At 55.3% G+C, this 21,577-nt stretch carries 26 protein-coding genes; 14 read left to right on the top strand and 12 right to left on the bottom strand.

Annotated elements, in window-relative coordinates:
* Positions 1-3: 3 nt before the first annotated feature.
* The 3 genes from ACTID9_RS04490 (at position 4) to ACTID9_RS04480 (ending at position 1,504) form a co-directional block, all read left to right on the top strand.
* Positions 4-462 carry a GNAT family N-acetyltransferase gene (locus tag ACTID9_RS04490; protein ID WP_441070069.1) on the top strand — a complete coding sequence of 153 codons (459 nt, stop codon included), beginning with the start codon at positions 4-6 and terminating at the stop codon, positions 460-462.
* A 66-nt stretch (positions 463-528) separates the two neighbouring features.
* Positions 529-996, top strand: coding sequence for a GNAT family N-acetyltransferase (locus ACTID9_RS04485; RefSeq protein WP_441070067.1), 468 nt, complete (start codon positions 529-531; stop codon positions 994-996).
* Positions 997-1,084: 88 nt separating this feature from the next.
* Positions 1,085-1,504, top strand: coding sequence for a cytidine deaminase (locus ACTID9_RS04480; RefSeq protein WP_441070065.1), 420 nt, complete (start codon positions 1,085-1,087; stop codon positions 1,502-1,504).
* Here ACTID9_RS04480 and ACTID9_RS04475 read toward each other — a convergent pair.
* The 3 genes from ACTID9_RS04475 to ACTID9_RS04465 form a co-directional block, all read right to left on the bottom strand.
* Positions 1,488-2,888: a glycosyltransferase family 4 protein gene (locus tag ACTID9_RS04475; RefSeq protein WP_441070063.1), complete on the bottom strand. Its 1,401-nt coding sequence runs from the start codon at positions 2,886-2,888 to the stop codon at positions 1,488-1,490. The genes ACTID9_RS04480 and ACTID9_RS04475 overlap by 17 nt on opposite strands.
* Positions 2,889-2,910: 22 nt before the next feature.
* Complete coding sequence (locus tag ACTID9_RS04470) at positions 2,911-3,417, bottom strand: PIG-L family deacetylase (protein WP_441070061.1); 507 nt, start codon at positions 3,415-3,417, stop codon at positions 2,911-2,913.
* A gap of 144 nt (positions 3,418-3,561) precedes the next feature.
* Entirely contained in the window at positions 3,562-3,825 is a 264-nt protein-coding gene (locus ACTID9_RS04465; protein WP_441072409.1) for a DUF3817 domain-containing protein, read from the bottom strand.
* Positions 3,826-4,118: 293 nt separating this feature from the next.
* Here ACTID9_RS04465 and ACTID9_RS04460 point away from each other — a divergent pair, with 293 nt between their 5' ends.
* The 3 genes from ACTID9_RS04460 (at position 4,119) to ACTID9_RS04450 (ending at position 6,453) form a co-directional block, all read left to right on the top strand.
* On the top strand, positions 4,119-4,451 hold the full coding sequence (locus tag ACTID9_RS04460; protein ID WP_441070059.1) for a DUF1904 family protein: 333 nt from the start codon (positions 4,119-4,121) through the stop codon (positions 4,449-4,451).
* Positions 4,452-4,573: 122 nt separating this feature from the next.
* Positions 4,574-5,794: an amidohydrolase family protein gene (locus ACTID9_RS04455; protein ID WP_441070057.1), complete on the top strand. Its 1,221-nt coding sequence runs from the start codon at positions 4,574-4,576 to the stop codon at positions 5,792-5,794.
* Between the two features lie 80 nt (positions 5,795-5,874).
* Positions 5,875-6,453 carry a TIGR00730 family Rossman fold protein gene (locus tag ACTID9_RS04450; RefSeq protein WP_441070056.1) on the top strand — a complete coding sequence of 193 codons (579 nt, stop codon included), beginning with the start codon at positions 5,875-5,877 and terminating at the stop codon, positions 6,451-6,453.
* Here ACTID9_RS04450 and ACTID9_RS04445 read toward each other — a convergent pair.
* A complete protein-coding gene (locus ACTID9_RS04445; protein WP_441070054.1) occupies positions 6,450-7,202 on the bottom strand; it encodes a hypothetical protein in 753 nt (250 codons plus the stop codon). The two genes, ACTID9_RS04450 and ACTID9_RS04445, sit on opposite strands and share 4 nt — an antisense overlap.
* Before the next feature lie 113 nt (positions 7,203-7,315).
* On the opposite strand from ACTID9_RS04445, the gene ACTID9_RS04440 reads away from it, so the two are divergent.
* Positions 7,316-7,717, top strand: a complete 402-nt coding sequence (locus tag ACTID9_RS04440) for a gamma-glutamylcyclotransferase family protein (protein WP_441070052.1) — start codon at positions 7,316-7,318, stop codon at positions 7,715-7,717.
* Here ACTID9_RS04440 and ACTID9_RS04435 read toward each other — a convergent pair.
* The gene (locus ACTID9_RS04435; protein ID WP_441070050.1) at positions 7,707-8,228 is read right to left on the bottom strand and encodes a DUF6886 family protein; all 522 of its coding nucleotides are present in this window, start codon (positions 8,226-8,228) and stop codon (positions 7,707-7,709) included. The two genes, ACTID9_RS04440 and ACTID9_RS04435, sit on opposite strands and share 11 nt — an antisense overlap.
* Positions 8,225-8,749 carry a GNAT family N-acetyltransferase gene (locus ACTID9_RS04430; RefSeq protein WP_441070048.1) on the bottom strand — a complete coding sequence of 175 codons (525 nt, stop codon included), beginning with the start codon at positions 8,747-8,749 and terminating at the stop codon, positions 8,225-8,227. Before ACTID9_RS04430 ends, ACTID9_RS04435 begins: the two co-directional genes overlap by 4 nt.
* Positions 8,750-8,842: 93 nt before the next feature.
* Between ACTID9_RS04430 and ACTID9_RS04425 the strand changes: the two genes are divergently transcribed.
* Positions 8,843-9,634, top strand: a complete 792-nt coding sequence (locus ACTID9_RS04425) for a GNAT family N-acetyltransferase (RefSeq protein WP_441070046.1) — start codon at positions 8,843-8,845, stop codon at positions 9,632-9,634.
* A gap of 2 nt (positions 9,635-9,636) precedes the next feature.
* Here the strand turns inward: ACTID9_RS04425 and ACTID9_RS04420 are convergent, their stop codons facing one another.
* On the bottom strand, positions 9,637-10,173 hold the full coding sequence (locus ACTID9_RS04420) for a GNAT family N-acetyltransferase (protein ID WP_441070044.1): 537 nt from the start codon (positions 10,171-10,173) through the stop codon (positions 9,637-9,639).
* Between the two features lie 70 nt (positions 10,174-10,243).
* Between ACTID9_RS04420 and ACTID9_RS04415 the strand changes: the two genes are divergently transcribed.
* Complete coding sequence (locus ACTID9_RS04415) at positions 10,244-11,035, top strand: DUF4184 family protein (RefSeq protein WP_441070042.1); 792 nt, start codon at positions 10,244-10,246, stop codon at positions 11,033-11,035.
* A 14-nt stretch (positions 11,036-11,049) separates the two neighbouring features.
* Positions 11,050-11,718 carry a hypothetical protein gene (locus ACTID9_RS04410; protein ID WP_441070041.1) on the top strand — a complete coding sequence of 223 codons (669 nt, stop codon included), beginning with the start codon at positions 11,050-11,052 and terminating at the stop codon, positions 11,716-11,718.
* Positions 11,719-11,723: 5 nt separating this feature from the next.
* On the opposite strand, the gene ACTID9_RS04405 is transcribed toward ACTID9_RS04410, so the two are convergent.
* From ACTID9_RS04405 to ACTID9_RS04395, 3 genes are all read right to left on the bottom strand, one after another.
* On the bottom strand, positions 11,724-13,106 hold the full coding sequence (locus tag ACTID9_RS04405) for an MDR family MFS transporter (protein ID WP_441070039.1): 1,383 nt from the start codon (positions 13,104-13,106) through the stop codon (positions 11,724-11,726).
* A gap of 98 nt (positions 13,107-13,204) precedes the next feature.
* On the bottom strand, positions 13,205-13,603 hold the full coding sequence (locus tag ACTID9_RS04400; RefSeq protein ID WP_441070037.1) for an acyl-CoA thioesterase: 399 nt from the start codon (positions 13,601-13,603) through the stop codon (positions 13,205-13,207).
* A 115-nt stretch (positions 13,604-13,718) separates the two neighbouring features.
* Positions 13,719-13,925 carry a hypothetical protein gene (locus tag ACTID9_RS04395; protein WP_441070035.1) on the bottom strand — a complete coding sequence of 69 codons (207 nt, stop codon included), beginning with the start codon at positions 13,923-13,925 and terminating at the stop codon, positions 13,719-13,721.
* A 296-nt stretch (positions 13,926-14,221) separates the two neighbouring features.
* Between ACTID9_RS04395 and ACTID9_RS04390 the strand changes: the two genes are divergently transcribed.
* A complete protein-coding gene (locus ACTID9_RS04390) occupies positions 14,222-15,115 on the top strand; it encodes a DMT family transporter (RefSeq protein ID WP_441070034.1) in 894 nt (297 codons plus the stop codon).
* A gap of 82 nt (positions 15,116-15,197) precedes the next feature.
* On the opposite strand, the gene ACTID9_RS04385 is transcribed toward ACTID9_RS04390, so the two are convergent.
* Both ACTID9_RS04385 and ACTID9_RS04380 read right to left on the bottom strand, forming a co-directional pair.
* A complete protein-coding gene (locus tag ACTID9_RS04385) occupies positions 15,198-16,151 on the bottom strand; it encodes a DNA-3-methyladenine glycosylase family protein (protein ID WP_441070032.1) in 954 nt (317 codons plus the stop codon).
* 140 nt (positions 16,152-16,291) lie between these two features.
* Complete coding sequence (locus ACTID9_RS04380; protein ID WP_441070030.1) at positions 16,292-17,212, bottom strand: proline dehydrogenase family protein; 921 nt, start codon at positions 17,210-17,212, stop codon at positions 16,292-16,294.
* Positions 17,213-17,421: 209 nt separating this feature from the next.
* On the opposite strand from ACTID9_RS04380, the gene ACTID9_RS04375 reads away from it, so the two are divergent.
* The 3 genes from ACTID9_RS04375 (at position 17,422) to ACTID9_RS04365 (ending at position 21,575) form a co-directional block, all read left to right on the top strand.
* Positions 17,422-19,119: a sigma-54 interaction domain-containing protein gene (locus tag ACTID9_RS04375; RefSeq protein ID WP_441070028.1), complete on the top strand. Its 1,698-nt coding sequence runs from the start codon at positions 17,422-17,424 to the stop codon at positions 19,117-19,119.
* An 18-nt stretch (positions 19,120-19,137) separates the two neighbouring features.
* The gene (locus ACTID9_RS04370; protein ID WP_441070027.1) at positions 19,138-20,277 is read left to right on the top strand and encodes a winged helix-turn-helix domain-containing protein; all 1,140 of its coding nucleotides are present in this window, start codon (positions 19,138-19,140) and stop codon (positions 20,275-20,277) included.
* A gap of 62 nt (positions 20,278-20,339) precedes the next feature.
* Positions 20,340-21,575, top strand: coding sequence for an MFS transporter (locus tag ACTID9_RS04365; RefSeq protein ID WP_441070025.1), 1,236 nt, complete (start codon positions 20,340-20,342; stop codon positions 21,573-21,575).
* Positions 21,576-21,577: the final 2 nt, after the last annotated feature.

Raw genomic sequence — 21,577 nt, 5'->3', positions numbered from 1 at the left:
ATCATGGTGATTCAAAAAGCGAGCCTGGAACAAGCACATGCTTTGACCGAGCTGACTTTTCGCTCGAAAGCGCATTGGGGATACAGCGACAGTTTCATGGAGGCGTGCCGGGAGGACCTGACGATCACGCCCGCCTACCTGTCCGCCGCTTGCGTGTATGTCGCCATGGATGGGGAGACAGCTGTGGGGTATTATGCGCTGGAGACAGATGAGCAGGATGAACGCGCTGCGACTCTCAGCTACCTCTTCGTCGATCCCCAGACGATCGGCAAAGGGCTCGGCCGCGCGCTGTGGTCGCATATGCGGACAACCGCGGAGCAGCTGGGCATCCGCACGGTGACCATCCATAGCGATCCGTTCGCCGAGCCGTTTTATTTGGCGATGGGGGCCGTGCGCATCGGCGAGACCCCATCCACAACCATTCCCGGACGGATACTTCCGTTATTGCAGTTCGTGCTTTAACCCTGTACGGTGAATGGATAAAGACTGCATTCTCTGCCATGCTTCCGATGATTGGAGTGAGTTTGTTTGCGTATTTCCTTGCGATCTGTAACAAGAGCCAATTGGCTGGAAGCCATCCGATTGCGCGTTTTGGACAAGCAGCGAGATTTCGTCCCAACGGTCGCCGTATCGCTCGCCAAGGTGCATGTGAAGCCGGATGGCGATGATGTGGACTACCTGCCCTTCGCCATTTATGCCGATGAAACCATGGTCGGATTCGTCATGCACGCCTATGTGGAGAGCACGACCACGATGTATTGGATCAACGGCTTTCTCATCGATGAATCCCAGCAGCAGAAAGGATACGGCAAAGCCGCATTAGCCGAGATCGTATCCTACATCAAAAACCGATTTGCCCAGTGCAAGGAAATCCGGTTGACCGTTCACCCCGACAATCTTGCAGCCCAGAAGCTGTATCAAGGCTTCGGATTCACGGAAACCGGCGACGCGATGGATGGCGAGCTGGTGTACAAGCTCACCATTGACCGCGAATGATGAGCATAGCTACAAAAGAAAAGAGCCATACCGAACGCGGCGTGGCCCTTAACTGTTCCCAATCCAATGGCAAGGAGAGATCGAGAGGATGTTTATGAACGAAATTACCCAAGAAGACCAACAGCTGGTCGAAGCTGCCCGTGACACGATTAAAAGGCTCTATGTGTTTGAACGCCACCATGTCGGTGCCGCCGTGCGCACCAAGACGGGTGAAGTGTTCACCGCCGTCCACCTTGAAGCGAATGTGGGCCGCGTCGCCGTCTGTGCAGAGGCGATGGCGATCGGAAAAGCGATCTCCGAAGGCTTCAACGATTTCGACACGATCGTGGCTGTGCTCCATCCCGATCCAGACAACGAGAATCGCGAAATCCGCGTCGTTTCCCCCTGCGGGATGTGCCGTGAGCTGCTTGGTGACTACGGGCCGCAGATCAACGTCATTTTGCCCGACGGCGGCGATCTGCGCAAATGCGCGGTCAGCGATTTGATTCCATTTAAGTATCAGCGGTAAGACGTTTGGCGATTTCCCCATCCGGAATGGCATAGCCGTCAGGGAGCGAAGCGATTGCGGCTTTCCACAGCGGCATATCCTCCACCTTATTCGCGTAGCGCTTGGCAAAGAGCCTGGCAAACGGCTTGATCGGCTGATTGCCAAAGACCATTCCCTCGCTTTCGCTGCCGGCTGCCCGCTTGACTTGGTCAAAAGCGTTGCGGTAAACGTCCATCGTTTGGCCAAGCATGTTTTCGACCGGCCACTGCTTTCGTGCCCACCGGCGCGCATTCGCCCCAAGCCGACGGGCAAGCTTCCGGTCATCGAGAAGGCGCAGCAGGCTGGCCGAAAGTGGGGCAATTTGCCCTGTCGGCACCACCATTCCCGTCTGCATATGCTGGACCACTTCCCCCAAGCCGCCTGCGTCCGTCACGATTACCGCCTTTCCGGCAAGCTGCGCCTCCATCGCCGCATACCCCAGCGTTTCCAGCATGCTTGGCAGAACGAAGATGTCTGCTTGTGCGAGAATGCTTGGTACATTTTCTTGGGAGCCTGCAAACACGACCTGTTCCTGCAACCCCACGCGATCCCGCATTTCCGTCAAGGTTCTGCGCAAGTAGCCGTCACCCACAAGCCAGCAAACCCAGTCTTGACGAACTTTTTTCAGTTGCGCCAACGCCTCGAACAAGTAGCGGTGTCCTTTTTCCGGAACGAGCCTCGCCACACAAACAATGGCGGCGATTCCTTCCTTCCGCTCCAGCGGCGAGGGAGCTGCCATCCGCGCTCGCAGCATGGCCGCATCGATGCCATGCGGAATGACCCTTATGTGATTTTTCTCAGGATGGTAATCCGCCTGAATGATCGAGTGCAGCCAATTCGACGGAACGATCAGGTTATCCGCCGCATTCACCGCCAACTTTTCTTCCACGGCGACGTAGCGCCACCGCATCGTCCCGGGAGCCTTGGTCTGGGCCACAAACGTTTCCCTTGTATGGGAACAATGAAACGTGCTGATCAGCGGGGTTTTTGCCGGCTTGACCCGCCAGATCGCCCGTGTCGATTCGGCGTCCTGCGTATGAATGATGTCATACTGCTGCAGGCCGAAATAGGCAGCAGCCAACTCAAAGGAATAGCGGAAAATCTCGCGGTTCAAGATCCAGCTATCCAGCTTGGGCCGACGCTTCTTGTAATACTGCTCGACAATCGGCTTCACCACGCTGGAGAATGAGCGTGTCCGCACCGTTTGATCGGTACCGAGCAAATAATAATGCTGGTTCCTTGCATCGGCACCCAGGATCGCGACCGAATGTCCCTTTTTCTCCAGCGCTTGCCTCAATTCATGCACATACGTCCACAGCCCCCCGACATGGGGAAGACTGTAACAATATGCGATCAATACCCTCATGCTCCTTCCTCCCCCAACGCCATCAATTTACTTTTTTCAGCGCTTCATACATGATCTCTTTTTTGTACATTTCAATGATGGAGCGCTGGCTTGGATACAGCATGAGCAGATCCAGCTTCTTTTTCAGCAAAGTCAATGGCATCAATTTTTTCCCTTTTTTAAATACATGCAGGTTCTTTTTCACCAGCGAATGCATGATTTGCGATAGCGCGATATGCTGGGTGTGTCCGTATTCTCCCTTTTTGTTGTGCGTCACGATTTTTTTGTAGGAATGGGAAGCCAATTCTTTTTTCAGCTTCGCCTTTAAAGCCTTCCGGTCAAAATCGCCTTTCCATTGATCGGGAAAGCTCCAGATTTCATAGGCGGCGCCCGCGCGTCTCATCACCCTGATAAATTCGCGCCGCCGCACCGGGTGATCGCCGTTCGTTACGCAAATAACCTTCCACCCCGTCCTTTTCAATAACTGTGCGCCACCGAAAATCGCTTCATCGTCCGGGTGCGCTACGACCATCAATTTATTGATCCTCATGCCTCCGCCCCCCAGCGAATTCAATGCACCACTTTATGATATGTTTCGGCCCGGAATCAGGAATGGACGATCGCCCACTTTTTGCACACGACAAAAAGGCGATCAAAGTCCGATCGCCTTCCAAGGTCATGTCAACGGTCTATTCTATTCTTTGCGCAAACGGGAATCGAGAATAAAGTTGCCGAACGGCACGAATGCGATCACGAACGTGAACAGCACGCGGCCGAATTTCCAGCCATCCGCAATCGTAACATTGATGAGCGCGATCAAATACAGGACAAAAAAGAGCCCGTGCAGGCCGCCAGCAACCGTCACGACTTGCGGGAGCCCCGCAAAGTATTTCAACGGCATGGCGATGAACAGCAGAAACAGATAGGAAAGACCTTCGATCAGTGCGATGAGACGCATGCGCGACAAGGCTGTTTTCAAAAGAAAAGCACCTCCACAAAATACGTACAACCAAAATAGACGGCAGTCGATCACGATTGCCCGCTTTGATTATAGTTGATTAAACACATTAACATAATGGCAATCGTGCTTTGTTCATAATAATTTCAATTGTGTGTGAAAGTGGTGGAACGAAATCGCGCCAAATGTGCCGCTGCCCTTGACGATCGCACGATTTTTCGTTACGCACGCAGCGAGGAAATCAGCCGATTTTTGCTATAATGGAGCCATTCGACGAAAAGGAGACATGCCCCATGCCACATTTACTCGTTCGCGGTGTTAGCGTTGAACAAATGAAACAGATCAGCGCGCCGCTTGTTGAAGAATTAGCCGCTATCTGCCAGTGCGGCACCGACAATTTCACCATTGACGTTTTGTCCACGACAGCCGTTTTCGCAGGATCTGTCGTCGAATCGTTCCCGTTCATCGAAGTCGCCTGGTTCGAACGCGGACTCGAGACGCGCGACCGGTTCGCCCACGCGCTGTCCAGACACGTTCGCGGGACCGGAGTGGCGGAAATCGAGGTCGCCTTCAAGACGTACCGCGAAGACAGCTACTATCTGAATGGCGAGCGCTGCTTTGAATAAAAGCGGCGTTCACGCAAAAAAGTAAAAATTTTTTAAAAACTGGTAAATCGCCAGCAAAACGAACCGCTTCCGCCGCTCTATACTTGAAGGGATACGCCCCATTTGGAAAGGATGAGTGACGGATGCATTCTCTGTACTGGCTCACAAACGTGCGATTGGACAGCGGCTTTGAAGAAGATGAAGATGGCGTGGTACACACGCGCTCCGAGCTGTGCCACCTGAAAGTGCAAAACAGCAAAATCGCAGACATTCGCCCTGCCAGCCTGCCGCTTGACACCGATCTCCCCCGCTATGATGCGAAAGAGCTTCTTGCGCTCCCCTCCTTTGTCGAAAAGCACAACCATCTCGACAAAACATACATGGGCTATAAATGGAAATCGTGCAAGCCGGTAAACGGCCTGATCGAGCGGCTTGACTTTGAAGCCAAGGAATCGCTCGTCCTTTTAGACAGTGTGAAAACGCGGGCGATGGCGATGCTGTCATTGATCTCCGCAGCCGGCTCCACGCATATTCGCACGCATGTCAATATCGACCCATACGTCGGGTTGAAAAATTTGGAGGGGGTGCGCGAGGCGCTGGAGGCGTTCAGCGACAAGCTGACCTATGAGATCGTCGCTTTTCCGCAGCACGGCCTCTTGCGCACGCAATCCGCTGCGCTGATGCGGCAGGCGATGAAAGAAGGGGCCACATTGGTCGGCGGCCTTGATCCTGCGGGGGTGGACGAAAATATCGAGCACTCCCTGTCGCACATGATGGAGATCGCGGTGGAAGCCAATGCCGATGTCGATATCCACCTGCACGACGGCTCGCTGCTCGGACTGCATACGATGAAGCGGCTCGCTGCCATGACCGAGGAAGCCGGCTGGCAAAACCGGATGGCGATCAGCCACGCATTCGCGCTCGGCGATGTGCCTATGGAGCAAGCGAGCGAGATGATCGACCGCTTCGCCGGGTTGGGCATCCAGATCATGTCGACCGTACCGATCAACCGAGCCATGCTGCCGATCCCGCTCCTGCATGAAAAAGGAGTTAAGGTCGCGCTCGGCTGTGACGGCTTCTATGACTCGTGGGCGCCCTATGGCGGCGGTGAAGTGCTCGACAAAGCGAATCGCCTGGCCGAGCGCTGCCGCTGGATCGACGAGCGTTCGCTGACGGAAGCGCTGACGTTCATCACGGGCGGCAAAACGACGCTGGACCGCGACGGGAATCGACTGTGGCCGCAGATCGGCGATGAGGCAAGCCTCGTCCTGGTGGAGGCGTCCTGCTCGGCGGAAACCATCGCCCGCCGCTCGAAGCGAACAGCAGTCTTGTTCAATGGAAAGCTCGCGCACGGATCGCTTTAGCGATTCGCACCTTGCCCTTCCCTTCCCTTTCAAATGTCCTTATACTTGTGGATAGAGTCGAAGGGAGTGGACAGAAGCGGATGAAACGAGTATGTGTTTACGCAGGCTCCAATTTGGGGGCGCATCCAGACTATGTGCACCATGCCAAAGAATTGGGCCGTGCGCTTGTGAATAACGGATTGGAGCTGGTTTATGGCGGTTCCCGGCTGGGCTTGATGGGCGAGTTGGCCAATCAGGTGCTGGTGCTCGGCGGAAGCGTCACCGGCGTGATGCCGACCGGACTGTTTCGCGGCGAGGTGGTCCATACCGGACTGACGCAACTGATCGAGGTAAAAGATATGCACGAGCGGAAAGCGACCATGAGCAGGCTGGCTGACGCCTACATTGCGCTTCCCGGCGGCTTCGGGACGTTTGAAGAATTGTTTGAGATGATTTGCTGGGCGCAGATCGGCATCCATCAAAAACCGATCGGCATTTTCAATATCGCCGGCTATTACACACCGCTGCTGCAAATGATCGACCATTCGATCGCGGCCGGATTCGTCAAAGAAGAGCACAAGCAATTGCTGCTTTCGGCATCGGACAGCGAATCGCTGATCCAGCTGCTCCAATCATATGTCACTCCCGTGTTCGGAAACAAATGGAACCAGCTCTCCTAGGCTGGTTCCTCTTCGTTTTTGGGGAGCAGCTGCTTTGCCAGCTCCACCATACTCCGCTGCACGGCCTCGTCTGCTTGATTCCCGTTCACCACATAATTGATCTGATACAAATACCCATGCGCGTAAAAATCCAGCTCATTGGCACTCGTTGTCGTCACAGACACGCGATTCGCCGCTTCGTCGTAGTCATAATAATGGGAGACGTAGCCGCCGTTCGTTTGCAGAATATGATGGAACAGCCGTGTATCCTTACCTGCCTTTTCCACGAGAAGCTTGTTGCCGAACAGATCGACCCCCGATTCGGCAACGGCAAGACCGGCAAACGGGTCCGCTTTTGCCTCAGTCATCGTGATGGCTACGAACTCCTCACCATATCGGCCGTACTCATCCTTCTCCTTCAAATAGACAAGCTGCACCTGATTTAGCGGGGTTTTGGACGTTTCGTCCGTGAAGGTCACCAAGTAGGCCGAGGCCTTTCCTACCTGAAACGGCAGGTTAGGCACACCGAGCCGACTCACACTATCATGTATCGGTTCCGGCAAGTGCGGAATCGCCGCTTCGATGGCAAGCGGCTTCACATGCTTAACTTCCGTAACATGCTGATAAAGCTGGTACGGCTCGCTGCGGACGAGGCTGTCACCGTCTGCTCGTTCGAGTGGGCTATCCGGTACCGAGCAGCCGCTGACCAGACATGCAAGCGCGAACCCGAGCACAAGCCTTGTCATGAGGCGGCATTTCTTTCCTTCCATATGTATTTCCTTTCTTGCACGGCACGACGGCCACGCTTTCTTTTCTTTTCGCCAAGACGCCCGTATAATGGGAATGTTTCAATCCGAAATTTTTTACCGGTAGGGGGATGCTGATGCTGACGAAAGTTTTTGTATACGGAACATTGTGCCAGGGCCAACGCTACCATCACATCATCGCGCCTTTTGCCAAACATACGCAAAAAGCGACGGTGCGCGGCACATTGTATGATCTGCCGGTCGGATACCCCGCCCTGATCGAAGGCGACAACCTTGTGAAGGGCGAACTGGTCGAGCTGCAAAACGCGCCCGAGGCGCTCCGCCTGCTCGACGAGCTGGAAGATTACGAACCGAATCGCGATACGAATGAATATGAGCGGATCGTGGTCAACGCGGTCACCGAAAGCGGAGACGCGGTGGAGTGCTACCTCTACCTGTATGCCCCCAATCGCCGGGAGTGGCTTGCCGAACACGGCACGCTGGTACCTGACGGAGATTGGCCGTCCTTCAAGGGGTAAGGATTGCATTCCTCATCCGGATCATGGACACATGCAGCGTTGAGCCAAGCAGCACATCCCGCAATGGGGCGAGCGTTGGCGTCATCCTCAGCTCGACTTCTGCATCGGCCAGCCGCCGCAAAAGGTCGCCGACCGGTTCCACGGAAAGCGGCGTAACCGGCTGCTCCGCAATAAAGTATCCCGCTCCCTCATCCATGCAACGAAACGGCTCGCCCGCAAAGCGATAGACATAGACGTCGGTCTCCCTGATTTTATCAAGCCAGCGGTTTTCGACGGCAATGACCATACGTGCAGCGGTATGCCCAAGAAATCGTTCCCGGTCCCAGTCAGTCGTAGCGGGTGTGGACCAGAATGCGATGCGCGGACAATCCCGGGGGAAAAAGTACAGCGGCGCCCGCTTTTCATCGATAGCCCACACGGCAGGGCCCAAATCCGGATGCGCCGGATGGCAGCGCGGCTCGAAACGCGAGATGGCTGCCTCTTCGCTAAAATGATAATAATACACAGTCATGCTTTTGCCCGCTCAACTCGATGATAGTCTGGACGCAGCATCGACATCACGACAAGCGACTCGAACGAATCGCCGTTTTTCAGGCATTCCCGGGTAACGCCTTCCACGATGAAGCCTTCCGTTTCATACAAGTGCCGCGCGCGGGCATTCTGTTCTTTCACATCGAGCCAAAACCGATGGGCTCTTGCATGCTCGAACACCCATCGCTTGATCAGCTTCAATGCCTCTCTGCCGTAGCCTTTTCCTTTTTCCGTGATGGCAATGCGCTTCAGCTCGACGCTTTGATGCGGATTTTGCAAACCCGCCACGATCAGATAGCCGATTTGCTTCCGTTCTCCGATCGTTTCGATGACGATATGTCCCACGTCTGCTTCCTTACTCGCCTGTTCATGCTGATCGGCCGTCCATTGCAACACAAAGCGGCTGTTCTCTTCATCGCTTTCCGTCATCATCACAAAAGGAATATTATCCGATCGGGTCGGCCGAAACAGCAGCCTGTCTGATTGAATCAGCGTTTCCATTCGATTCACCATCCCTGGCAAGTTTATCCATAAAATTCTAATTGATCGCCAATCTGCTGACAAGATTGCGATGTAAAAGGGAGAGCACTTGAAATGATGATTGAAAACATCACGGAAGAATTCGATACCGCCCAGATCTTAAGCTACGCGTCACGCGAAAAGCGCGCGTGGGGAGATTTGTTTTTCAATGAGCAAAATCCGGCTCATTACGATGCCAACCATGCCCATTTGAGCGTCCTGCCTGCCGATCCTGATGAGGTCATCGACGAGGTGATCCAGTTTTACCGTGAAAAAGCGATTACGCCACGCTTTTACTTGCACAATGTCGAAGCGCTCGCTCCGTTCATCGAAAAGCTGACCGCTCGCGGCTTCGGCTATGAAGAGTTCGATCATGCTGTACAGCTGTGGAATGGCCAGCTCGCAAACGCCCCTCATGACGATCGCGTCTCGATTGAAAGAGTCGGCTCGCACAATTTCGCTGAGGCGATGGAAGTCGAGTGCAGCATTGCGGAATTCGGAGGCAGGGAAGTCCGCGAGAAAGCATTCCAGCTGGAGTTTGCCAATCCCGCTTACGATTACTACTTGCTGTCTGTGAACGGCATGGCCGTCTCGACCGCCTGTACCTTCAAGGCCGGCTCGCACATCCGCCTGGAAAATGTGGCCACTCGCAAGGAATGGCGCGGACAGGGACTGATCGGCATCCTCATTCGCCACATGCAGGAAGAAGTCGCGCTGCAAGGCTACAAGCAGTTTTGGGTGTATCCGATCAATGAGCAGGTCGAGAAGGTGTACAAACGCTACCATTTCGATACGGTCGGCCGCTTGCGTATGGCACACGCTTTTCTGGGCGGGAAAAGCATCAAAGAGATTCACGCCGGAAACTGAAATTATGCAAAGCGGAGAATCAGGTGAATATCCGCCGGTTCCTTCGCAAACAGCTCTGGGTCGACACGATCGGCGAACTCGCATCCGTAGTCGAGGTAAAAGCCGACGGCCGAGCCCGATTCAGTCGCGGAAATGTACAAACCTGCCGCTCCCCGCGCCATAGCAAGCTCACACATGTTGTCCATCAACCGCTGGGCAATTCCTTGGCGGCGAAAAGCATGGCTGACGTAAAGAAACGCCATCTGCAGCAAGTCCTGCTTTTCGCCCAACAAGCGGTTCCCCAAGGCCGCGACACCTACCAGCACCTCCCCGGCAAACGCGCCGACCATGCTGCCGCCTTCCTGCAACAGCGGCAGGAGCATGTCACTATGCTCTGCCACTTGCTGTTCATCCCAGCGCGCAATTTGATAGTGGACCGGCTCTTTTTGCAGCTCCCCGTCCTTGTACACGTATTTGAATGTCCACTCCTCTGTTCTGTCAATCTCCCCGATTCGCGCCAGCTCTTCCTGCTCCATGATGCGATAAACTATCGTTTCCATATTGATCCATCCTTTTTCTGGCAATGTGCTATGATGAGCCTATCAACTTTTTTGCTAAGGACGTGTGGAGATGCCGTTTACTTTCGCCCATCCTGCCGCTGTTGTCTGGCTGCCGGCACGCTTTCGCCGCTATTTCTGTTTCACCGGTCTGATCGTGGGCAGCATGGTCCCCGATTTTGAATACTTTCTCCACTTCAAGCCGCATTCGGTGTGGGGGCACACGCTCATCGGCTTTTTCCTCTACGATTTGCCGCTTGCACTCATCGCAAGCTGGTTGTTCCACCGCGTGATCAAGCGGCCGCTGCTTTTGCATTTGCCTGCCCCGCTCGATCGCTGGTACGCCCCGCTTGCCAGCACGCCCTGGTCGATCCGATCAGGCAAAGCAGTTCTGCTGTTCGCAAGCTCGGCGCTCATCGGAATGGCTACCCATGTGCTGTGGGATCACTTCACGCATCAGAACGGCTATGTTGTCATCCATGTCGACGCATTGCGCACACGCATTCCGCTGCTACTTGCCGAAGTTCCGCTGTACAAGCTGGCCCAGCACGGCAGCACGCTGGTTGGTTTGACCGTGATTGCCGCTTACTTGTACAAGCTGCGCGACAGGCGGGGAAGCCGCGCTTTTCAACAAGGACGCACGCGCGCGCAAAAACGTCACTACTGGATTCGCATCATTCTCGCTAGCTGTGTGATTCTGACAAGTAAACTTTGCTTTTTTGCCAGCACGCTTTTTGAATGGCCGCCGATCGGAGAGTTGGTCGTCACGTCGCTTGACAGCGTGCTGATCGCCATGCTGCTCGTATCGCTGTGGGCAAATCGGCGTCTGATCGAAGAGCAACGGCCGTTTATTCCGAAACCTTGAATGGAGTGATCATTATGAAACACACCCCGACCCGCATCAGCTGCCTGCACGCCCACCATTCCAACATTGCCCTCATCGACGCGGCGCTCGCGCCATTCGACATGGAGCTTGTGCATTTCGTCGATCCGGGCCTCGTCCATCGTCTCGGGCACGACCCGTCCTTCGACGCGCAGCAGGCGGAGCGCAAGATCGCAGACCAGCTGGACTGGATCATCCGCTGTGGGGCAGACCTGCTGTTGATCACATGCACGAACTACATCGCCGCGATGAAAGATCAGCCAAGCAGCATTCCGCTCATCAAAATCGATGAGCCGTTCTTTGCCGAAATATGTGCTGCGCCAAAGCCGATCCGCCTCGTATTCACGAATCCGGCAACCGTGGATGGAACGGTGTCCCGCTTGATGTCCTATGCCGCTTCCATCGGAAAAGCTCCGCACATTACAGTTGAGGTCATTCCCGATTCGTTTGCGCTCGTCATGCAGGGAAAGCTCGACGCTTACAACCAAACCGTCAGCAGCTATTTGATCGAGTTGCAGCAGACAGTGGGCGATGCGGAGCAAATTTGGGCGGCACAGCTCTCCATGGTAACGGCAGCCCAAATCGCCCAACAAAAAACGGGCCTGGAGATCGGCGATCCCCAAAACCCGTTGGTCCGTCATATTGCCCGCTTGCTTTCCGAGTGAAATCGCTAATTCGCGCCCTCCGGCTGCTTGGCCGGTTTGGGCAGCAAGAGCGAGAGCGCAAAGCCGAGCACGGAGATGATCAGCATCCACATGAACACATTCATCAACCCGTTTGCCAAAGCGCCTTCGCCACCTTTGCTTACGAACGCGTTGAGCGCGACGCCCAGAATCGCCACTCCAACCGTCTGCCCCATGGTTCGCATGAACTGCAGCGTGCCGGTGGCGACGCCTCGCTCCTGCCAGGAGACACTGCTCTGGACCGCGATGGTCATCGCCGTAAACGACGCGCCGAAGCCCAGTCCCATGATGAAGATGACAGCCGGAATGACCCATTCCGGCGTTTCCGGCGTGACCGTCGCCAGCCAGATGCCCGCGATGATCAAAAGGACTGCCCCGATCAGCGAAACCAGCTTGTAGCCGCGTTTCAGCATCAGGCGGCCGCCGAAGGAAGCCGCGATCAACCAGCCGATCGACTCCGGCAAAAGCGCAAACCCTGCATACGTAGCCGAATGGCCGTGAATGTCTTGAATCCACAGCGGCAGGTAAGCGCCCGCGCCGATCAAAAGAATGCTCTGCGTAAAGCCGACCGCCTGCGAAAATACGTTCAGCTTGCTTTTGTACAGCGACATCGGCAGCATCGGCTCCGGTACGCGCCGTTCCACGAACAAAAAGCCGATAAATACCGCGATGCTGATCACCAGCAAAATCAGCGAATTGCCATCCCACACGGATTGCTTTCCTTCGCCGCCAGCGAGGAGCAGATACAAAAACAAGCTGACGCTGATCGTAAACAGACATGCTCCCACATAATCGACATTGATTTTTTTCGGCACGATTTTTTCGTTGAAAAACTTGGCCAGCAGCAGGATCGATGCCAGGCCGATCGGGATGTTCATGTAAAAAATCCAGTGCCATGATACATAATCCACGAAAAATCCGCCGACGAGCGGACCGACGATCCCGGCCATGCCCCACATGCTGCTCACGAGGCCCATCACCTTTGCCCGTTCCTGCTGATTAAAAATGTCGCCCAAAATCGTCATCGTGATCGGCTGGACCGCTCCGGCGCCCAAGCCCTGCACCGCCCGGAAAATCATCAACTGAAACATCGAGCCCGACAGCCCGCACAAAAGGGACCCAACCAAAAAGATCCCCGTCCCGACCATAAACACGCGTTTGCGGCCGAACAGGTCTGCCAGCTTCCCGTAAATCGGCGTCGTTACCGCCATCGTCAACAAATAAATCGAAAAGATCCATGATAAATACTGGCTTTCGCCCAGGTCACGCACAATTTTCGGCATCGCCGTACTGACAACCGTCGATTCGATCGCGGTCAAAAACGTGGAGACGAGCAGAGCGATCAAAACTTTTCGCCGCGAGTCCTTCATATTTCCAAACATCCCCTTAATGATTCACTACCTTAGATTTATCCATCTTTCCATCTTTTATCACCAAAGGAAATTTGTCAATATGAATCGGCAGCGCGCTACGCTTCGAAAGCGGCCCTGATTTCGGCAGGCAGCTCGATGGATCGGCGCGTCTCTCCATCGATCATCACCATCGTCACATCGGCCTCGCAGGAGCAGATCTCGTCTTCTGTCCACACTTCCTGGCGCATGGTGAAGCTTTTTTGGCCAGCGCGGGTCAGCCAGGAAATCACCTTGATGCGCTCGCCCAGCTTCAATTCTTTACGGTAATTGATGTTTACATTTACAATCACCGGCAGCGTATTGCGGCTCATCATCTCTTCGAGCGTATAGCCGCAAGCCTCTTCCATCAGATCGTTGCGTGCCCATTCCATATACTCCAAATATTTGGCGTGATGGACATGCCCGATCAAATCCACTTCTGTCGAACGAACCGTATGTGCAAAGACCGTTTTCATCCGCGACCTCTCCCTTTTCCTTTTTTCCCAGTATACCTCATTACCGCTACTGAGTGAATGATCATTCATAATCATTGCACATCGGGATGGTCCAAAAGAAAGCAGCCGAAAAGGGTCATTTCCTTTTCGGCTGGTACACAAGCAAGGGGGCTTCTCCCGCTCCCTCACCCGCCTTGGCCTTGGGCCATAGATAAAGCAGTTCCGGCTTGGTCTGGTTGATGAACCGGGTGATGGCTTCTTCCTTCGAAGCCGCTTCCTGATCATTTGCAGGCCGTCCATTCGGTTGCTCGCTTGCATCCCCGGCTGTCTCCCAATCGTACACAGTTCCGTGAAAAATTTTGGCAATGCCGCAATTCCTGCATTTTCAGCTATCAGATTATTCTTTCCATTCCCGTAGCTGTCCGGTCGAAAGTGTGGTACATTCTTATCAAGTTTTTCCAAATCGCTGTTTCAATCGACGTGGAGGTGATCATGATGCAGCACAGCCGATTTGAGCGGGATGTACCCGGATCGTTCGTTTCCTAGACGGACGGGAATGAATGGATCGCACTGCCTTTGTTCCCCCCGGCCAGGAGGATACTTGCAACGAATGAATCCACTCCGGGAGGGCTTTTACGCATGAATGCACATACAAAACAACAATTGCTGGGATGTCTCTGGCTGTCGCTTGCCGCAGCGATCTGGGGCGGGGTCTATGTCGTGAGCAAAGTCGTGCTCGCCTACATTCCGCCGTTTACGTTGCTCATCATCCGCTTCACCATCTCACTGCTGATTCTCGGCGCAATCGTCGTCGCGCGCAAGGAATACGTCAGCAAGCGCGATTTGCCGTTGATGATGCTGGTCGGCTTCGTAGGTGTCACGATCTCGATCGCCGCGCAGTTTTTGGGTACCAAGCTATCGAATGCGCACATGGGCGCGATCATCACGTCGGCCTCGCCTGCATTTATCGCGGTTTTTGCCGTCTGGCTGCTGAAGGAGCGCATCGGCATTCATCAGATCGTCGGCATCGCGCTGGCGACAGCGGGCGTCCTGGTTGTCGTCGGCCTGCCGGATTCGTCCGGAGAAGGCCATTCCTTGACTGGCAACCTCATCCTGCTTGTCGCCGCCGTAAGCTGGGGGCTGTACACCGTGCTTTGCAAACGGGCCACCCAAACGTACTCGTCGCTCGCCGTTACCGCCTATGTGTCATTTTTCGGCGTGCTTTTCAGCAGTCCGCTGATGATCTGGGAGATGTCTACCACACCGATCGACTGGGGCTTTGGCTGGGACATTTGGGCGGGCGTGCTGTACGTCGGGGTCATCTCGACGACCGTCGCCTTTTATTTGTGGAACAAAGGCTTTGAGATGGTGCAGGCCGGAAGCGGCGCAGTCTTTTTCTTCTTTCAGCCGATCGTCGGCACGCTGTTTGGCTGGCTGTTGCTGGGCGAGCATTTGAGCTTCGGCTTTTTCATTGGAGCTGCCTGCATTTTGGCCGGCGTCGCGTTTTCCAATCGGCAGAACGCGGAAAAATAATCGGTACGTACAAAAAGAGCATCGGGGAGAAGGTTACTCCCTGATGCTCTACTTTGCTTTCGGACAGAACCGGGGAAACGCCTCACTTGCGACGCGGCTTGCTTTCCGCCTTCTCCCGCGCCGCCTCCCGTTTCGCTTCGCCCACCGCCTCCCACAAGTACAGGCTGACGTAGCTGCGATAAGGCGCCCAGCTCTCGCCGATCCGGCGAATCTCCTGCTCGTCCGGCTTCTCGGCAATCCCGTACACCAGCTGAATGCCGTTGCGCAGCCCGATATCGGCAGCAGGCAGCAGATCGGGACGTCCCATGCCAAACATCAGCAGACACTCGACCGTCCAGCGGCCGATTCCGCGCAGCTTGGACAAACAGGCGATCACGTCTTCATCCGGCATCGCATGCAGACGGTCCAAATCAACATCGCCCGAGACGACAGCGCGGGCAAAGTCGATGATATACTCCGCCTTGCGCTGGCTGAACTGCCAGGCGCGCATCTGCTCCACCTCAAGGCGGGCGACCGCTTCCGGCGTCGGGAAAACCAGGAACTCGCGCCCTTGTTGATCCACAATCACATCCCCGGCCTGTCTGATCAGCCGATGCGTCAAGGTCGCAGCGAACGCCAGATTCAGCTGCTGCCCGATGATCGTTCGGACCATCGACTGAAACAGGTCGGGATCATGCAAGAGACGCAGCCCGCGAAACTTTTCCGTCAGCGGGCGCAGCTCCGCACTTTCGCGCATACGGCGATAGACCGGCTCCAGATCGACATCGACACCGTACATGTGCCGGGAGACGCGAATCAGTTCGTCCTGCTGGCGCTGCGTCAGCGCTGCCTCCGTCTCGATCTGCAAAACCGGTTCCTCCACGCTGCCGCCAAAGCGAAAAACAACAAGCACAGGCTGTCCGTCCAAACGTAGTGCCCGCCGGATCACGCCTGCTGCCGCATCGATCTGCAACTGCTCATCGGGATGTGTCAACAGGCGCTGCAAAAGCCGTTCAAATGAATAAGGTGGTTTCATCGTTATGGTGGTGGCAAACATCGGCTGGACGTCACTCCTCTTCCCTTTTCCCAGGATCGTGTCCCTCGGTCATTTCATTATAATGGAAAAAGCCGATCCCCCGCAGTATGCAAGAAACCGGCTTTGAGATAAGAAGTGCCAAAAATAAGTGCAAACGAAAATTACTTGGTAAACATGCCTTTCAACACGAACTTCACATTGGCAGGGCTTTCCGCCAGACGGCGCATGAAGTAGCCATACCAGTCGTTGCCGTACGGAACATACACGCGCATGCGGTACCCTTCGCGCGCCAGATCCACCTGGGATTGCGTGCGGATGCCGTAGAGCATTTGGAATTCAAACTGGGAGCGCGGAATGTTGTATTCCTTCTCCAGCTGTTTGACATAAGCGATGATGTTGTCGTCATGGGTCGCGACCGCTGCGTAGTTTCCGTTCAGCAGATGCTGCTTGATGATTTTTTTGTAATTCTCATCCACATCGGCCTTGTTTGGATACGCGACTTGCGGCGACTCTTTGTAAGCCCCTTTTACCAGGCGGAAATTCGGGCGCTTGTCTTTGAGGCTGTCGATGTCATCGGCGGATTTGTACAGGTACGCCTGGATAACGGTGCCGACATTGTCATAATCCTGCAAAAGTTCGCGCAAGATTTCCAGCGTGACCTCGTTGTGCGCGTAGTCTTCCATGTCGATGCGGACGAAGATGTTGCCGTTTTTCTTCGCGGAATCAAGAATGCGGCGCATATTGGTAACGCACAGTTCACGGCTGATGTCGAGGCCGAGCTGTGTCATTTTCAGCGAGAGGTTGCAGTCGACACCGGAGCTGTGGATCGCTTCCAGCGTTTTGATGCAGTAGTCAGCCGATTCGTTTGCTTCTTCCACACTGAATACGAATTCGCCCAGATGGTCGAGGGTGCAGCACAGACCTTTCTGATTCAAGTCTTTTACACCTTTGATCGCCTCTTGAATCGTCTCGCCCGATACGAACCGGCTTGCTCCGAAGCGCAGTCCCCATTTTTTCGCGGCTGCGTTCAAGCTTTGGTTTTTGGACAAAAACAGGAAGAAATCCTTCATGAGTTGTTCCATTGTGACTAAGTCTCCTCCCTAAACGTGCATGCTCTGCTCAAGTCATAATGCATGTTCCATGCCATCCATAATTCGAGGAATTTCGTCATCATTGCAACTGCAATTCGTATACGATCTATACACATATGTACAATCGTTGTTCATTATTGTACATTGATAGTACAAACTTGTACGACTTACATCATCTCTCCAGCTTAGGATGTGATCTTGTGAAGCCATTATTCTCCTTGCAAAGCCCCATCTCCTCACTGGATGCCTCTGCCATCGATGATACTGCCATCATACGCAGCGCCACATCCACAGGTGTTCGCGTGGAAGATGACTCCGTCTTGCCTGTGCTGATACTGGCAGGCGATACGCCGCTGCTCGACGCGATTCGGCTCGTCCAGCAGGCGCCCGCTGCACCGCTGCCTGACCTGCTCATTGCGCCCGCGCATCCGGGCGACGCTTACAGGCGGGTCGCTTTTTCCCAGCTGTTTGCCGCACTTGCGGAAATCGCGGGAAACCAGAGCAAGCTGCTCGAAACGATGCTGGCTACCGTCAGCGAGGCGATTACGATCGTCGATAAAGAAAACCGCGTGCTGTATTGGAATGAATCAGCGGAAAAAATTTATGAAATCTCGCGCACGGATGTGGTCGGAACCTCGCTCGACACGCATTTTTCCAGCGAGTCCATCCGTTTGATCGACGCCTTGTCGCACGGGACTTCGGTTCAGCGCGTCTATCACGTGCCCCGTCCGGACCGGCATGTGCTGATCAACTCGGCTCCGATCTATCGGGATGAGGAAATCATCGGCGCCATCTCCATCGAGCAAGACATTACCGAATTGGTTCGCCTCAATGAAGAGCTGGCAGACATGACGGCGCATCTGCATACGCTAAAGCAGGAGATGAACCGGTTTCAGGCTGCGGACGACCCGTTTTACATGATCAAAGGGCATTCCGCCGCCATTCAGTCCGCCATCCAGTCGGCACGGAAAGTGGCGCAAACCGACGCAACCGTTCTCTTGTACGGCGAGAGCGGCGTGGGCAAGGAGCTGTTTGCCCAGGCGATCCACCAAGCGAGCAAACGGCACGACAAGCCTTTTATCGCCATCAACTGCGGCGCCATCCCGGCCGCGCTGTTTGAGAGCGAGCTGTTCGGCTATCAGGGCGGCGCATTTACCGGCGCTGAGAAAAAAGGGAAGCCCGGCAAGCTGGAGCTGGCGCATGAAGGCACGCTGTTTCTCGATGAGGTGGGGGAGCTGCCGCTTGAGCTGCAGGTCAAGCTGCTGCGGGCTTTGCAGGAGCGTCAGTTTTACCGTGTCGGCGGAACGGAGCCGATCCGTGTCAACACGCGCATCATCGCTGCGACAAACCGGCAGCTCGAAGCGATGGTCGCCGAAGGGCGTTTCCGTGAAGACCTCTATTACCGGCTGCACGTCTTTTCCATTGAAATCCCGTCGCTCCGCGAACGCCGCGAGGACATTCCCGAACTCGTGCAAATTTTTCTGCAGGAATATGCGACGACCCAAAACCAGCCGGTTCCCCGGATGCTGCCTGAAGTGATGCAGCCGCTGCTCCATTACCACTGGCCAGGGAATATCCGCCAGCTGCGCAATGTGATGGAACGGCTGTTCATTTTGCAGGAAAACGGGATCATTTCGGCCGAGCATCTGCCGCACAGCATCCGGTTGCAGCAAGGCGAGCCAGCGCCCGCCTTTAGCTTCACCCCGGCGGAGCCAGCACCTATGCCAGCTTTTGCGGAAATGGCCGGCAAAAAACACGATGCACAGGAACGCGAGCGGATCATCGCCGCGCTCGACCGTACCTACGGCAATAAAAAGGCTGCGGCGGAGCTGCTCGGCATGTCGCGCGGCACGCTGTACAACAAAATGCGCAAGCACGGGATCGACCCGGAGCGCTAGGCGGATGAGGAGGACGCAATGATCCATTTTGAACCGGATACGCTTCAGGCTGTTTACGCCGGGGAAAGCATCCAGCTTCTGCCCAAGGAGTTTGCCTTGCTCCGCTTCCTTTATGAGCACCCGGGACGCATTTTTTCGCGCGACGAGCTGCTCGATGCCGTCTGGCCGTTGGAGACGCCCGTCGACCGTACCGTCGACGATCACATCTACCGCGTCCGCAAAAAGCTCACCGCCTGGTCGCACCTGATCAGCGTGGAGACGATCCGTGGACAAGGCTACAAGCTGACGCGCCACGCCCCAAAGCAGCAGGAAAGCCCGCTTTTGCAGGATGAGGAGTTTGCTGCCAACGTCAAACAGATGCTCGTCAAATATCACGGGCTCGGCATGGGCGCCGCCATGCAGCTGCTCTCCTCCAATCGGGACGTGCTTGGTTTGCCGGGCGATCCGTTTTATGACGCCTACCTTCATTTTGTCCGGGGCGATTTTTCTTGGCTGATTCATACGGACACCTTGACGTTTTGGCAGAAAGCGTCCTACGCCGTCTTTGTCCACGCTGCCATTCAGCGTGATCCCAAGCTATCGCTTTCCTTTGCGGAACGGCTGATCGCCAAAGGCGACCATGTGGAGCAAAAATGGATGTACGATCTGCAGCTGAACATCGCCTTTCTCTATTTGCAGGCTGGCATGCTGGAGAAGGCGCGCCGTCATCTGGACGATATTCGGCAGATGATCATGGACCTGCAATCTCCCAGCTTCACTGCGATCTTTTTATTGAAGGAAATGTACACATATCTATTGGAGGGAAAACTGGACGCAGCGGCAAGCAAGCTCCGGGAATGCGAGACGTTGCTCGCGCAGCACCCGATCCAGCGCGAGCGCGGCGCTTTTCTCGTGGGCAAGGCCTTCTTTCTGTACCTGCAGGGCGCGGTGCCAGCCGCCCGGAAATCGCTGGACGACGGCATCGAGACGACGCGCCAGACGCAATTCATCCCCCATCTGATCAACAATCTGCACCTTACGCTCACCTTCCTTTCGCAGCATGTAAAAGATGAGTCCTACCGCAAAAAATACCAGCGGCAATGGGACCAGCTGGCGGATCAATATCATTTCGGGCAGCTTTTGGCCGAGACCGAACAGCTGCTGAACAGCCATCTCTGATATTCTTCTGACATTCCCCTGCTACGCTATGTTTACGGAACATACTGGCAGGGGGTTTTCACATGCTCTGGAAAAACCGGACATTCACGAAAATGTTTTTCTCATACGGACTTTCCGCTTTTGGCGACTATTTTGATTTCATGGCCGTCTCGATTTTGCTCGGCTTCATCTGGAAAGTGGACGCGATGACGGTGGCGCTCCTTCCGCTCGCTTTTGCTGTGCCTGGCATCCTGTGCAGCCAGCTGGCAGGAATCCTCGCCGACCGCTGGAACAAGCGCAATTTGATGCTTGCGACCGACCTGATTCGCGCAGCGATCACGACGATGCTGATTTTCGCCCCAAACGCCTGGGCGCTGCTTGCGCTGATCACATTGCGTTCCACCGCGCGCGTCTTCCATTATCCGGCACAGCAGGCGATGACGCGTCGAGTCGTTGCGACCGAGCAGCTTTTGCAGGCAACCTCCCTCAACGGTGCCATTTTTCAGCTGTCAAAAGTGCTAGGCCCGCTTTTCGGCGCATCCGTGGCCACCGCCTTTTCCCCCGGAGCCTGCATGGCGGTCAATGCCGTGTGCTACGTCTTCTCCGCGCTGCTGCTCTTCTTCGTGCCCGCACACCAGGGACGGATCGAGCAAACCGATGCGGATTCGGAAAAACTCAACCTGCGCACAGCATGGAAAGGGGGCTGGCTGATCCTGCTGAAAAGCCGCGTCCTTTTGGTCAGCATCTTCTTCTGTCTGGTCGGCATGGGCGGCATCCAGATGATTGACGCCCAAATCACGGTCCTGCTGCGCGATGTCGCGCCTGACCGCCCCGACCTGATCGGCTGGCTCGTCACCGCCATCGGAGCAGGGGGCCTCGCAAGCGTCACCTGGCTGCGCCGCTTCCGGCAGCTGTCCGCCTATGGCTGGCTGCTGGGAGGTGGCCTTGGGCTGATCGGGCTGATGTTCGCCGCAACCGGCCTGTTCCAGCACGATACACCGCTTGGGCTCATGCTGGCCGTCTGTTTTGTCGGCGGCGTCGGCACAGGTTTTACTTCCACAGGTCTGAACTACATTTTGCAAAAAGAGACGCCTGTCGATGCGATCGGGCGAATCAGCGGCATTTTGGATTCGATGAGCAGCATCATCCTGATTGTCGCACCGTTGACAGGCGGCGCTTTGATCGGCCTTTTGGGTGCAGCGCAAACGTTTTTGTACGTCGGCGCCTCGATTGGCGGCATCGGACTGATCGGCATCGCGTTCCAGCGTCTGCTGTGGAGAAAAACTGCCCAGCATTCGTCCACAGCGATAGCTTCATAAAT

Origin of the sequence: Brevibacillus fluminis (assembly GCF_052072235.1) — a bacterium.
Taxonomy (GTDB): domain Bacteria; phylum Bacillota; class Bacilli; order Brevibacillales; family Brevibacillaceae; genus Brevibacillus_D; species Brevibacillus_D fluminis_A.
Note: the sequence above shows the minus strand (reverse complement) of the source record. Positions and strands in the feature narration are given on the sequence as shown.

Excerpts from the sequence above, each read along its gene's own strand:
- ACTID9_RS04480 (WP_441070065.1), top strand. The coding sequence starts at position 1,085 with ATGTTTATGAACGAAATTACCCAAGAAGACCAACAGCTGGTCGAAGCT.
- ACTID9_RS04455 (WP_441070057.1), top strand. The coding sequence starts at position 4,574 with ATGCATTCTCTGTACTGGCTCACAAACGTGCGATTGGACAGCGGCTTT.
- ACTID9_RS04410 (WP_441070041.1), top strand. The coding sequence starts at position 11,050 with ATGAAACACACCCCGACCCGCATCAGCTGCCTGCACGCCCACCATTCC.
- ACTID9_RS04440 (WP_441070052.1), top strand. The coding sequence starts at position 7,316 with ATGCTGACGAAAGTTTTTGTATACGGAACATTGTGCCAGGGCCAACGC.
- ACTID9_RS04435 (WP_441070050.1), bottom strand. The coding sequence starts at position 8,228 with ATGACTGTGTATTATTATCATTTTAGCGAAGAGGCAGCCATCTCGCGT.
- ACTID9_RS04460 (WP_441070059.1), top strand. The coding sequence starts at position 4,119 with ATGCCACATTTACTCGTTCGCGGTGTTAGCGTTGAACAAATGAAACAG.
- ACTID9_RS04475 (WP_441070063.1), bottom strand. The coding sequence starts at position 2,888 with ATGAGGGTATTGATCGCATATTGTTACAGTCTTCCCCATGTCGGGGGG.
- ACTID9_RS04420 (WP_441070044.1), bottom strand. The coding sequence starts at position 10,173 with ATGGAAACGATAGTTTATCGCATCATGGAGCAGGAAGAGCTGGCGCGA.
- ACTID9_RS04400 (WP_441070037.1), bottom strand. The coding sequence starts at position 13,603 with ATGAAAACGGTCTTTGCACATACGGTTCGTTCGACAGAAGTGGATTTG.
- ACTID9_RS04425 (WP_441070046.1), top strand. The coding sequence starts at position 8,843 with ATGATGATTGAAAACATCACGGAAGAATTCGATACCGCCCAGATCTTA.
- ACTID9_RS04490 (WP_441070069.1), top strand. The coding sequence starts at position 4 with ATGGTGATTCAAAAAGCGAGCCTGGAACAAGCACATGCTTTGACCGAG.
- ACTID9_RS04415 (WP_441070042.1), top strand. The coding sequence starts at position 10,244 with ATGCCGTTTACTTTCGCCCATCCTGCCGCTGTTGTCTGGCTGCCGGCA.
- ACTID9_RS04465 (WP_441072409.1), bottom strand. The coding sequence starts at position 3,825 with ATGCGTCTCATCGCACTGATCGAAGGTCTTTCCTATCTGTTTCTGCTG.
- ACTID9_RS04365 (WP_441070025.1), top strand. The coding sequence starts at position 20,340 with ATGCTCTGGAAAAACCGGACATTCACGAAAATGTTTTTCTCATACGGA.
- ACTID9_RS04380 (WP_441070030.1), bottom strand. The coding sequence starts at position 17,212 with ATGGAACAACTCATGAAGGATTTCTTCCTGTTTTTGTCCAAAAACCAA.
- ACTID9_RS04405 (WP_441070039.1), bottom strand. The coding sequence starts at position 13,106 with ATGAAGGACTCGCGGCGAAAAGTTTTGATCGCTCTGCTCGTCTCCACG.
- ACTID9_RS04385 (WP_441070032.1), bottom strand. The coding sequence starts at position 16,151 with ATGTTTGCCACCACCATAACGATGAAACCACCTTATTCATTTGAACGG.
- ACTID9_RS04470 (WP_441070061.1), bottom strand. The coding sequence starts at position 3,417 with ATGAGGATCAATAAATTGATGGTCGTAGCGCACCCGGACGATGAAGCG.
- ACTID9_RS04390 (WP_441070034.1), top strand. The coding sequence starts at position 14,222 with ATGAATGCACATACAAAACAACAATTGCTGGGATGTCTCTGGCTGTCG.
- ACTID9_RS04445 (WP_441070054.1), bottom strand. The coding sequence starts at position 7,202 with ATGGAAGGAAAGAAATGCCGCCTCATGACAAGGCTTGTGCTCGGGTTC.
- ACTID9_RS04430 (WP_441070048.1), bottom strand. The coding sequence starts at position 8,749 with ATGGAAACGCTGATTCAATCAGACAGGCTGCTGTTTCGGCCGACCCGA.
- ACTID9_RS04450 (WP_441070056.1), top strand. The coding sequence starts at position 5,875 with ATGAAACGAGTATGTGTTTACGCAGGCTCCAATTTGGGGGCGCATCCA.
- ACTID9_RS04370 (WP_441070027.1), top strand. The coding sequence starts at position 19,138 with ATGATCCATTTTGAACCGGATACGCTTCAGGCTGTTTACGCCGGGGAA.